Origin of the sequence: Celeribacter marinus (assembly GCF_965656515.1) — a bacterium.
In the GTDB taxonomy this organism is placed as follows: domain Bacteria; phylum Pseudomonadota; class Alphaproteobacteria; order Rhodobacterales; family Rhodobacteraceae; genus Celeribacter; species Celeribacter marinus_D.
Genome location: NZ_CBFHKW010000024.1, coordinates 17,133 through 28,237 on the forward strand (window position 1 = coordinate 17,133; position 11,105 = coordinate 28,237).

The 11,105-nt window shown below is 56.0% G+C and carries 10 protein-coding genes and 1 riboswitch; of the genes, 7 read left to right on the forward strand and 3 right to left on the reverse strand.

All coding sequences use genetic code 11. The features are described from left to right. The 3 genes from ACTG34_RS07360 to ACTG34_RS07370 form a co-directional block, all read left to right on the forward strand. On the forward strand, nt 1-338 hold a 338-nt coding region (locus ACTG34_RS07360), incomplete at its 5' end, for a hypothetical protein (RefSeq protein WP_439104314.1). 31 nt (nt 339-369) lie between these two features. Continuing rightward, nucleotides 370-1,272 carry an EamA family transporter gene (locus ACTG34_RS07365; protein WP_439104315.1) on the forward strand — a complete coding sequence of 301 codons (903 nt, stop codon included), beginning with the start codon at nt 370-372 and terminating at the stop codon, nt 1,270-1,272. Nucleotides 1,273-1,289: 17 nt separating this feature from the next. Further along, the gene (locus ACTG34_RS07370) at nt 1,290-1,913 is read left to right on the forward strand and encodes an inner membrane-spanning protein YciB (RefSeq protein WP_439104316.1); all 624 of its coding nucleotides are present in this window, start codon (nt 1,290-1,292) and stop codon (nt 1,911-1,913) included. Here ACTG34_RS07370 and ACTG34_RS07375 read toward each other — a convergent pair whose 3' ends face one another. Next, complete coding sequence (locus ACTG34_RS07375; protein WP_439104317.1) at nt 1,914-2,891, reverse strand: alpha/beta hydrolase; 978 nt, start codon at nt 2,889-2,891, stop codon at nt 1,914-1,916. Between the two features lie 169 nt (nt 2,892-3,060). Next, nucleotides 3,061-3,765 carry a glutathione S-transferase N-terminal domain-containing protein gene (locus ACTG34_RS07380; protein WP_439104318.1) on the reverse strand — a complete coding sequence of 235 codons (705 nt, stop codon included), beginning with the start codon at nt 3,763-3,765 and terminating at the stop codon, nt 3,061-3,063. Between the two features lie 159 nt (nt 3,766-3,924). Continuing rightward, nucleotides 3,925-4,003: riboswitch (SAM riboswitch) on the forward strand. A gap of 60 nt (nt 4,004-4,063) precedes the next feature. Between ACTG34_RS07380 and metZ the strand changes: the two genes are divergently transcribed. The 3 genes from metZ (at nt 4,064) to ACTG34_RS07395 (ending at nt 7,950) form a co-directional block, all read left to right on the forward strand. Next, complete coding sequence (metZ, locus tag ACTG34_RS07385) at nt 4,064-5,248, forward strand: O-succinylhomoserine sulfhydrylase (RefSeq protein ID WP_439104319.1); 1,185 nt, start codon at nt 4,064-4,066, stop codon at nt 5,246-5,248. Between the two features lie 83 nt (nt 5,249-5,331). Continuing rightward, on the forward strand, nt 5,332-6,438 hold the full coding sequence (folE2, locus tag ACTG34_RS07390; RefSeq protein ID WP_439104320.1) for a GTP cyclohydrolase FolE2: 1,107 nt from the start codon (nt 5,332-5,334) through the stop codon (nt 6,436-6,438). A gap of 63 nt (nt 6,439-6,501) precedes the next feature. Next, nucleotides 6,502-7,950 (forward strand): TrkH family potassium uptake protein, encoded by a 1,449-nt coding sequence (locus ACTG34_RS07395; RefSeq protein ID WP_439104321.1) that lies wholly within the window; start codon nt 6,502-6,504, stop codon nt 7,948-7,950. Nucleotides 7,951-8,025: 75 nt separating this feature from the next. Here the strand turns inward: ACTG34_RS07395 and ACTG34_RS07400 are convergent, their stop codons facing one another. Next, entirely contained in the window at nt 8,026-9,807 is a 1,782-nt protein-coding gene (locus tag ACTG34_RS07400) for a serine protease (protein WP_439104322.1), read from the reverse strand. Between the two features lie 259 nt (nt 9,808-10,066). Between ACTG34_RS07400 and ACTG34_RS07405 the strand changes: the two genes are divergently transcribed. After that, on the forward strand, nt 10,067-11,011 hold the full coding sequence (locus ACTG34_RS07405) for a glycine--tRNA ligase subunit alpha (RefSeq protein ID WP_439104329.1): 945 nt from the start codon (nt 10,067-10,069) through the stop codon (nt 11,009-11,011). Nucleotides 11,012-11,105: the final 94 nt, after the last annotated feature.

The window sequence follows — 11,105 nt, forward strand, 5'->3', positions numbered from 1 at the left end:
ACCCCGAGCGCGCGGAACAAACCAGTGAGGATTGGCCAGAGGATCGTGCATTGCACTCTGAAATGGTGATCACGGACGGCGACACATTGGTGGCAACGGCGATGCTTGTGGTTGACGAAAACCGTGGCGATTGTCCGGCACGAATTTGGGGCATGGGCATCTTGCCATCCTACCGCACTGAATTTGTTGTGCAATCTCTCGAAGAGGCGTTGTTGCGTGATGGCGCATTCGAGATTGATCAGGACTTTATCGAGGGTGCTGACGGGCGGTTGATCCCCAATCCATATGTCGATTTCGAAATGATGCTAACGGGCAGTGTTCCCTCACACGAGGCATGACCCGCGTGGCGTTCGGTGATCGAGGCGCACCATGAGCGACTGGATCATTTCCCTTGAGGGGACCGAGGCGGGGCATCAGCTTGCGCTCATTCTCGCGCTCACAGCCGCCTTTTTGCATGCTTTGTTCGGCGCGCTTCAAAAGGGGCGTCATGATCCGTGGTTGTCACGTGGGGCGATTGATTTTTCCTACGGTATCATCGCCGCTCCGTTTGCCCTTTTCGTGGTACCGTGGCCCGAGCCGCATATGTGGCCGATTTTCGCGGGCATGTTTGTGATTCACACGGCCTATAAAGCCGCCCAAGGATATACCTACACCAAAGGCGCCTACACGGTCGTCTATCCGGTCGTGCGCGGGACGGGACCGTTGTTTGCGGTGATCGGCGCGGGAATCGTGTTTGGCGAACATTTTTCGCCGGTGCAATGGTTTGGGGTGTTCACGCTTGTCGCGGGCATCTTTGGGCTCGCGATTTACAATTTGCGCACCATCACCGTGGGTCGCGACACGATGGTGCCCGCGATGATGCTCGCGGTTTTGACGGGCGGTTTTGTAGCGCTTTACACCACCTATGACGCTTATGGTATTCGCGCCACGGCGGATCCGTTCACGTTTTTGGCATGGTTTTTCTTCATTGACGGATTTGTGATGCCGGTTGTGGCGACGCTGCGCTACCGATCTTTGGTTGACAAACCAGCCCTCGGCCCGCTGATGGCGCGCGGCCTCATCGGCGGTATTGTCGCCTATTTTTCCTTTGGTTTTGTTATGCTTGCGACCCGTTTGGACAATGTGGGCGAGGCCGCAGTTTTGCGCGAAACCTCTACTGTTTTCGCCGCGCTAATCGGATGGCTGATCTTGGGTGAAAAGGTTGGCCCACGCCGCCTTGCGCTCATGGCTTTGATCGCGCTGGGGGCTGTGATAGTCGAGATGGGCGGATGACAAAGGATGCAATCAAGATGAGCGACAACACCACCGAGATGACCGTAAAGCCGTGGGTCAAAACTGTTTTGGAGATGGGGCCGATCATTGCGTTTTTCGCGGGATATGTCCTGCTCAAAGATCGTGATTTCCTTGTGAACGGCCAAACCTACTCGGGGTTCATCGTGATGACGGCGTTGTTCATTCCGTTGATTGCCGCGTCTTCCTTTGCGCTGTGGCGTCTGACGGGCAAACTGTCCGTGATGCAGATCATGACACTTGTCCTCGTCACAGTGTTCGGCGGTTTGACGATCTGGCTCAATGACGAGCGCTTTTTCAAGATGAAGCCAACGATGATTTACCTTCTGTTTGGCGGTATGTTGGCCTTTGGTCTCCTGCGTGGGCGCAGCTATTTGCGCGTTGTGATGGGTGAATTGATGCCGCTCGATCATGAGGGTTGGATGAAGCTGACCCTGCGCATGATGCTTTTGTTCTTCGGGTTGGCCATCGCCAATGAACTGGTGTGGCGCAGCCTGTCCACGGATGCATGGGTCAAGTTCAAAACCTTTGGCCTGCCCTTGATCATGTTCGGGTTTTTCATGACCCAATCGGGCCTGTTGTCGCGTCACGCAACCGCTGACGAGGATGCCCCAGAGGCCTGATCAGATGCCGGTTACAGTGTACGGCAGATAGGCAATTGCTAAGGCGGCCGAGCCTGTCAAAGCAAGCCCATCTACCAAAATGTCTTGTCCCGGCGCGCCTGCAACAACCTTTTCTGCGAGATCGCCAGATTTGATGATGGCGAGCAATTCGGGTGACGACATAAAGGTGTCATGCCCCAATACATCGCCCATCGGCGCGCCGCTTACATCAATCAAAACAGCGCCCGCGTTGCGGATTACCTCGACCGCTGATGCGTCACCGGCGCGCGGGTGCCCGCCTGTGATGACGGATGAGAATTTTAGCGCGCGGTCGCGCCGCGATCCGATAACGGCCACGCCTAACGGATGCGTACGCAGATCAGCCATTTGCTCTACAAAGACATCAAGATCGATATCAGGTTGGACCAAGATGACGCCATTCACCGCCTTTAACGTCGCTGCATCTTGTTGCAACGACAAGCGTTTGAGGGCTTCCATCGTCAACAATCCACCCATGGAGTGGGCGACAATCGTCACCTTTCCGGTGGCTTTGGCCAAGAGTTTTATGGTGTCGGCCAGCGCCGCGCGTGCAAATAGAACGCTATCGCGGTCATAAGCGTAGCGAGTCAGTTTGCCCGCCGAGGGCCACGAGAATACGGTCACAGGGTTTTTGAACCCAAAATCGGTCGCGATCTGTGCCGCGCGAAAAACCGCGCCCGGATAAGAGACATTGAACCCGTGCACAAACAAAACCGTGCCGAGACCTTTGTCATCGTTTTGCGCGACCGATTTCGAAAACGCCTGAGCGGTGTCAAAGCTTTGGGTGCGGGTCACAAAGAACTGGGTTTGGGCATCCAGAGGCTTGCGTGGAAATGAGAACTCCCCCGCGCGCCGGTTTGGCGGAATGGAGATTGTGTAATCCAGATAAGAGACGCCCGAAGTTCGCTCACCCTCGAATTGCAGGAGCGGATCACGTGACACATGGCGATTGGTTGCCACGAACACCCGCCTTTGAACCTCGGAATCGATGGACCCAGCGACCTCCCTATAAAGGCGCGGTGTAGAACAGCCCGTGGCCAAAGCGGCCGCTGAGGTGGTAATAAAAGCGCGTCGATCCACGGGCAATCCTTTGACATATGCGTGTTAAACGGTCAGGCGGCCGTATGGGCTAGCGTTTGAACAAGGTGTTCTGCGCGCCTTTGTCCGTGCTTATATCACCGCGTTTTTGCGCGCCAAGGGCGCGTCCGCGTTTCACCGCATCGCGTGCACTCACCGTGTCCAACCACCGCGCCAAATTTGGCTTGTCGTCAAGGGTCTGTTGCTGCCCCTCCCATAGGGACGCCCAGCCCCAAATGGACATATCCGCGATGGAATAAAAATCGCCCGCCACAAATTCGTGTTTGGCCAATTGACGATCGAGGACACCGTAAAGACGTGCGGTTTCAGTGCGGTAGCGGTCTTTGGCGTAGGGTAGATCATTGGGCGGGTCCATCGTGGGGGCATATTTGAGGAAGTGATGCGCCTGTCCGGCCATCGGGCCAAGGCCGCCCATTTGCCACATGAGCCATTGATCAACGGCGATCCGGTCGCGCGCGGTCGTCCCGTAAAGCTGCCCCGTTTTGCGCGCAAGGTATTGCATGATTGCACCGCTTTCAAAGATTGAAACGGGCGCACCATCAGGCCCATCGGGGTCTATAATCGCGGGCATCCGGTTGTTGGGGGCAATTTTTAGAAAATCGGGTGAAAACTGATCCCCTGCGCCAATGTCGATATACGTTGTCTTATACGCGAGATCCATTTCCTCCAGCGCGATGGAGACTTTCCAGCCGTTCGGCGTGGGCCAGTAAAAGAGGTCGATGGGGTGCTGTGTCATTAGATGTCCTTTTCAGTGTTGCCATCAATGATGGGGGGACATGTCGACGGTGACAATGCTCAGTTGTATAAATATGTGCGATGGTGATGCGCATCATTCGAAAATTTCACATGCACAGGTGATGGCCCATGTTGACACAATGTCGCAGGATTTGTAGGCCAAACCTATCGTGGCGATTTGTTCACCGGATTGCGGGCCACGTAAAATTATACCGCTAAAAGGTCGAGACGCGACGCGCCATCCGCGCCCCCGCTCTTGATCGACGGGGGCTTTTTATTTGATGATGAGGCCGCGACACATGGGCAAGACTGACTGGAAACCGCAAACACAACTGATCCACCAAGGCACACGCCGTAGCCAATATGGCGAAGTGTCCGAGGCGCTCTTTCTGACGCAGGGATTTGTCTACGACAGTGCCGAGGCTGCCGAGGCGAGATTTGTAAATCAGGGTGAGGATGAGTTCATCTATGCGCGCTACGGTAATCCGACAACGCGTATGTTCGAGGACCGGATGGCAGCCATTGAAGGCTGCGAAGATGCTTTTGCAACTGCCTCTGGCATGGCCGCCGTATCCGGTGCGTTGATGGCGGTGTTGCAATCGGGCGATCATCTGGTGTCGTCGCGTGCCTTGTTCGGGTCGTGTAATTACATCGTGACCGAGGTGCTCCCGAAGTTCGGTGTTGAGACCACGCTCATTGACGGGCGCGATCTGGACGCGTGGAAAGCCGCCATTCGCCCCGATACCAAGGCGGTGTTCCTTGAGAGTATTTCCAACCCGACCCTTGAGGTGATTGATCTTAAGGCGGTGTGTGAACTGGCTCATGCAGTCGGGGCGTTGGTGATCGTTGATAATGCGATGTGTTCGCCAATTTTCACCTATGCCAAAGAGGCGGGTGCGGACCTTATCATTTACTCGACCACCAAACATGTGGACGGGCAGGGGCGGTGTCTTGGCGGTATTATTGCCGGCGATCGCGATTTGATCCGTGGCCCGATTGAAACCTATCTCAAACACACGGGCGGCGCGATTTCCCCGTTTAACGCATGGGTTCAGCTCAAATCCCTCGAGACACTTGATTTGCGGGTCCGCCAGCAGGCGCGTACGGCATTGGCGGTCTGTGATGCGGTTGAGGGGCATCGTGCGCTCAATTTTGTGCGCTACCCGACCCACAAGGCGCATCCGCAATACGACCTTGCGATCACGCAATCGGAGTCGGGCGGCACGGTGATCACAATTGATCTCAAAGGCGGCAAAGACGCGGCGTTCACATTCCTCAATGCGTTGGAGGTGTTTACCATTTCCAACAACTTTGCCGATGCCAAATCCATCGCCACGCATCCGTGCACGACAACGCATAAAAACGTCCCCGTTGAGCGGCGCCCCGAAGTGGGCCTCACGGACGGTCTTGTGCGGTTGTCTATGGGTCTCGAAGATCCGCAAGATATTATTGACGATATCTTAACGGCGCTCGGCGCGATCTGATCCAAACCCCTGCCGTAGCCGTATCCATGTGGTAATCGGGTTCAAACCTCCTATATAACGGAGGCAACGGCGGGGGACTTCCCATGAACATTCAGACGGGTGCTATGGATAAACAGGCGAAACACGAGGCTGCCAAGGCCGCTCTGCACGCGCTACGAGCGTGGGCTGAGGATGCTACGCCGACCGAAGTGGCGGATCTTGATCCCGCGATTTCACGGCTTTTGCCGCATTCAGATGATTTCGCCAACTATCCCGCATTGCGCCGTGCGTACCCTGAGGATTTTCAAGTTGACGAGGCCTACCGCGACACGCTGCCCGATCTGCAAAACGGTCCCGAGAGCCTGATCAAAGGCGCGCGTCAGCAAATCCAACACGTCGGCATTTCCAATTTCCGTCTACCGATCCGGTTTCACACCCGCGACAACGGTGATTTGACGCTTGAGACATCTGTGACGGGCACGGTCAGCCTTGAGGCGGAGAAAAAGGGCATCAACATGTCCCGCATCATGCGCTCTTTTTACAAACATGCCGAGCAAACGTTTAGCTTTGACGTGATCGAAACGGCTCTCGATGCCTATATCGCCGACCTTGATAGTTTTGATGCCCGCATCCAAATGCGGTTTTCGTTTCCCGTCAAAATGCCGTCATTGCGCTCCGGCCTTAAGGGGTTTCAATACTACGATATCGCGTTGGAACTGGTCGAGAAAAACGGTGTACGGCGCAAGTTTATGCACCTTGATTACGTTTACTCGTCGACGTGCCCGTGTTCGTTGGAATTGTCAGAACACGCGCGGCGCACGCGCCAACAATTGGCTACACCACATTCGCAACGCTCGGTTGCGCGAATTTCCGTTGAAGTGTTGCCCAATCAGGCCTGTCTGTGGTTCGAGGATCTGATTGATCTGGCGCGCAGTGCGGTCGCGACCGAGACGCAGGTGATGGTGAAGCGTGAGGATGAACAAGCGTTTGCAGAGTTGAACGCCGCCAATCCGATTTTTGTCGAAGATGCTGCGCGCCTGTTTTGCGCGGCCTTGCAAGGTGAGCCACGGGTGGGCGATTTTCGCGTTGTCGCGTCGCACCAAGAGAGCCTGCATTCGCATGATGCCGTGTCCGTTTTGACCCAAGGCGACACGTTCGACGCTCAAAGCCTCGATCCGCGGTTGTTTGCGTCTTTGATCCACGTTGGCTGAGCGCTACGGGTGAACGCAAAGGTCGCTTGACTTGGCGCGCGCGTGGGGCCAAGCCTTGGCGCTATGACTGATATCAGACCTGTTCTCTACGTAATTGGCGTGCTCGTGGCCCTTTTGGGTCTGACGATGATGGTTCCTATGCTCGTCGACATTGGCTTTGGCCGTGGCGAGTGGACGGTCTTTCTTAAATCAGGGCTGATCACGTTTGTGTTTGGGACAGCCGTCGCGATATCGACGCAAAACGGCCAGAAGCAAGGCCTGTCTATTCAGCAGATGTTTCTTTTGACCACTGTGATTTGGCTCATTTTGCCTATTTTTGGTGGTATCCCGTTCATGTTGGCCGAGATGAACGCCTCTTTGACAGATGCGTTTTTTGAGGCGATGTCGGGGATGACCACAACCGGATCTACGGTCTTTTCCGGTCTGGACAACCTACCGGAGGGCATATTGCTGTGGCGCTCTATGCTGCAATGGTTCGGGGGGGTTGGCATCATTGTTGTCGCCATGGTGTTCCTGCCCGAGCTCAAAGTGGGCGGAATGCAGGTGTTTCGCTCCGAAGCCTTTGATACCGATGGTAAAGTTCTGCCGCGCGCGGGTGAGATTGCCTCGCGTATTTCGGTGGTCTATGTGGTCCTAACGGCGGCCTGTTTTAGTGCCTATGTGTTGGTTGGCATGGGTCCATTTGATGCGGTCAACCATGCGCTGACCACGCTGTCCACGGGTGGGTTTTCGACCCGTGATGCCTCGTTCGGCGCGTTTCAGGGGCCGGCTGAATATGTGTCATCGCTGTTTATGATTCTCGCCTCGCTGCCTTTTGTGCGCTTTGTGCAGCTGATGGCAGGGACGGCCAAGCCGATGTGGCGCGACACGCAAATCCACGCCTACCTCGGTGTGATCAGCGTGCTCGTTGCGGCGTTCTCTGTGTACCGTTTCGTTGTTGATGGCGATGCGTTCGAGCATTCAATCCGTGAGGGATTGTTCAACGTGACCTCGATCATTTCGGGCACGGGTTACGCGTCGACCGACTACCAGTTGTGGGGCGCTTTTCCCGCTGTCGCCTTTTTCTTTATCGGATTGGTGGGCGGCTGTGCGGGCTCGACCGCATGTTCGGTCAAGGTGTTCCGCTATCAATTGCTGATCGCGTCAATGACCGCGCAAATCCGCAAAATCCACAGTCCACACGGCGTCTTTACCCCGCGCTATCAAGGGCAAGCGGTGTCCGAAGATGTCTTGTCATCGGTGATGGCGTTTTTCTCGTTCTTTATCGTCTCGTTGGGTATAACGGCGGTGTTGCTGGCCGCGACCGGTCTTGATCTGGTGACGGCGGTGTCGGGTGCGGCTACCGCGATTGCCTGTGTTGGTCCAGGGCTCGGTGATATCATTGGCCCATCGGGTAATTTCTCGTCGCTCAATGATACTGCGAAATGGATTTTGGCGATTGCGATGCTCGTTGGACGTCTCGAAGTGATGTCGGTCTTTGCCCTGTTCACCATCCGGTTTTGGCGCAGCTAACGCGTGGCGCGACTGAACATATGCATAAAAAAGCCCCGCACATGTGCGGGGCTTTTGTCTTTGGTCGTGTGATCTTTAGTTCCAGCAGCTGACCAAAACAGTCATGTCGCGCGCTTTTTCGATCAGTTCTGCGCCGGATAGATCAATGTCGCTTTGTGCGGCGGCGACCGTCACGCCGTGCTCCGATAAAAAGCCCGCGAGTTTTTCCATGTCATAGGCAAAGCTGACGTTTTCGGGGAGCGCGCGTGCGCCGGTGTCAATGGATGTGAGCATTCCGATAACGCCGCCTGTGGGGGCCATCACCGGTGATCCCACTTCGGATGGCAGCGTCGCCAACTCAAGGCGTAAAAGATCAGCCTCGCCATTGAGACCCGCATGCTCTTGCATCGTGCCATAGTTCAAGGTCGGCGTTCCAAGGCGGCCACCATAGGCATAGCCCGCAGATGTGATACCCGATTGCAAGCGGGGCAGGCGGCTATCAAACGCGGCAAAGGCGATCGGTGCCAGCGTGTCATTCGGTGCCAAAAGCGCCATGCCATTTTGTGAGGCGACGACTTTCGCGTCATACACGTCATCCAGAACAATCCGTGTGCAGTTTTCAATTGTGGCTGTAGAGGTGGCAACGCGGCCGGTATTGTCGACGAAAAAGCCTGTCGCACTGCGCTCAGCGCGCCGGATATCAAGCCCCGCGAGCAAGTCGATGTTTTGCTCTGCGCCCTCGCCATAGGCATCGGGAAGCACGGCATCTCGAAGTGGTGCAAAACTGGATTGCATGGATCTGAGTGCCATCGAGCGCTGTGTTTGATCGCCTGACGTTGGCCAGATCAGCATCCACCCCTTGACCGCGCCGCCCGAGAGGCTCGCCTCGGCATGCGTGGTGATCTCGCTATTTTGTCCTGTCAAAACAAAGCTGGACGATTGGCGCGAACGCTCCCCGTCCAGAGGGACAATTTCCAATGTCTGTAAGATTTCGTAGAGTCCGCCAAGCGTGTCCTCATCACCGGTTTGAGAGATCAGCATCACCTGTATACCCGATCCGTCCTTGGCCATGTATTTGGCAAAGGGTGGAGTGTAGGCGTCGAATTCGACCATACCCAGTGGCAGGTCAATCTCTATCCCTGCGGTCTCGTCAGTGACGCGTGCAATGCCCAAACTGTCGATCACGGATTGATAAGCCGCAAGGACTTCGCCGCGTTGGCGTGTGGTCAAAACCCCAGTCGCCTCGACGCCGTTGGCCTCTTGCCATGCTCCCATGGCGCGCCGTGTTCCGTTGCCAAAGGCCCCGTCTATTGCGGAGTTGTAAAAGCCAGCGAAACGCAACGCGATTTGCAACGCTTCGCGCGCGGGGCGGTCGAGATCACGTTCTGAGGCGCGGGCCTGTGCGAGTGTTTCGTCAAGTGGTTCTTGGGGAACTTCGATGGCCTCAACCACCTGTTCTACGGCCTCTTGAGATGGGGTGGCCAGAGTTGCATCCGTCGAAGGCGCATCATCGGCAGGGGTCACAAGCGGCGTGGCTGTTGTAGCCAAAGCCTGTCCAATGGGGAAAAATGCGGTGCGGTAATCTGCGCCATCGGTGACATAGGCATCACGTGCGATCAGACCTTGGGCGCGCAACTGACGCAATACGGTTTCGGCAGCGTCATCATCGGCGTAGGGGCCAAGCGCAATAGCGTGCCAACGCCCTGCCTGCTCAAAGCCAACCACATTGGGCAATTGTGTGGCGTAGGCCTGTGCGGCTGTCGTGGCTTGTGTGAGCGATGGCTGTGCCTCGATTTGAACCCAAGACTGGGCAAGTGCGGTGCTTGCAAAAAAAGTAGCTACCAAAGAAAGCGGTAGCGCGGCTGTAATACGTGTCATGAAAACCCTATACGTCAAATGACGGGCTTTGCGCCCGTTTTGTTTCCCTTGCGACACCAAAGCAGGTTCGGAGCCAAGGTCAACCGTTCGAGCGCGCGTTCAGACACAATGTGATCAAAAGCGCGCGAAAAAGTTCGTAAATAGTGAGGCGTTCGCGCGATGTGGGGCGGCTTGGGTCATTGACGCCCCCCTCTGGCTTGCCTATTGAATGGCCGCATTAGAAGTGCTGAACAAGCAAGGCTTACCCATGTCCGAGACGATGATCCAAACCAGTGATAAACCGCGGTCCTTTCAGGACATTATCTTGCGTCTACAAGCCTACTGGGCGGCCAAAGGCTGTGCGGTTTTACAGCCTTACGACATGGAAGTGGGGGCGGGGACATTCCACCCTGCGACAACGCTGCGCTCGCTTGGGTCGACGCCGTGGGCGGCCGCCTATGTGCAGCCCTCGCGCCGTCCAACTGATGGACGCTACGGCGAGAACCCGAACCGTCTTCAGCACTACTATCAGTTTCAGGTTGTGATCAAACCAAGTCCGCCTGATTTGCAAGATCTCTATCTCGGCTCATTGAAAGCCATCGGTATCGACACTGACCTCCACGATATACGGTTCGTTGAGGACGATTGGGAAAGCCCAACGCTTGGCGCGTGGGGCCTTGGATGGGAAGTGTGGTGTGATGGCATGGAAGTGTCGCAGTTCACCTATTTCCAACAGGTCGGCGGCCATGATTGCCGCCCCGTGTCGGGCGAATTGACCTATGGTCTGGAACGTTTGGCAATGTATGTGCTTGGCGTCGATCACGTCATGGACATGCCGTTCAATGATCCGTCCTCCCCCATTGCGCTGAGCTATGGCGACATTTTCAAACAGACCGAAGAAGAGTACTCGCGCCACAACTTTGACGCGGCGAACACCGAAAAGCTGCTCAAGAATTTTGAAGAGGCTGAGGCCGAGTGTCACGCGCTTTTGGCCCGCCCCGCCGAAGATCCCAAAACGGGCAAACGGATCATCATGGCGCACCCCGCCTATGACCAATGCATCAAGGCCAGCCATGTGTTCAACTTGCTCGATGCGCGCGGCGTGATTTCGGTCACCGAGCGGCAAGCCTACATTGGCCGCGTACGCACCCTTGCCAAAGCCTGTGCTGATGCGTTCGTACAAACCACGGCGGGCGGATATGTCCCCGAGGGTGCGGCGCAATGAATGGTAAACTCATCGTAGGTGGCATCGTGCTCACAGCAATCGTATTCGGAGCAGGGCTCTATTACTCTCAAGTCTACGCTTATTACGAGACATA

Coding starts and splice junctions, on each gene's coding strand:
- ACTG34_RS07365 (WP_439104315.1), top strand. CDS start 370: ATGAGCGACTGGATCATTTCCCTTGAGGGGACCGAGGCGGGGCATCAG.
- ACTG34_RS07370 (WP_439104316.1), top strand. CDS start 1,290: ATGAGCGACAACACCACCGAGATGACCGTAAAGCCGTGGGTCAAAACT.
- ACTG34_RS07380 (WP_439104318.1), bottom strand. CDS start 3,765: ATGACACAGCACCCCATCGACCTCTTTTACTGGCCCACGCCGAACGGC.
- metZ (WP_439104319.1), top strand. CDS start 4,064: ATGGGCAAGACTGACTGGAAACCGCAAACACAACTGATCCACCAAGGC.
- folE2 (WP_439104320.1), top strand. CDS start 5,332: ATGAACATTCAGACGGGTGCTATGGATAAACAGGCGAAACACGAGGCT.
- ACTG34_RS07395 (WP_439104321.1), top strand. CDS start 6,502: ATGACTGATATCAGACCTGTTCTCTACGTAATTGGCGTGCTCGTGGCC.
- ACTG34_RS07400 (WP_439104322.1), bottom strand. CDS start 9,807: ATGACACGTATTACAGCCGCGCTACCGCTTTCTTTGGTAGCTACTTTT.
- ACTG34_RS07405 (WP_439104329.1), top strand. CDS start 10,067: ATGATCCAAACCAGTGATAAACCGCGGTCCTTTCAGGACATTATCTTG.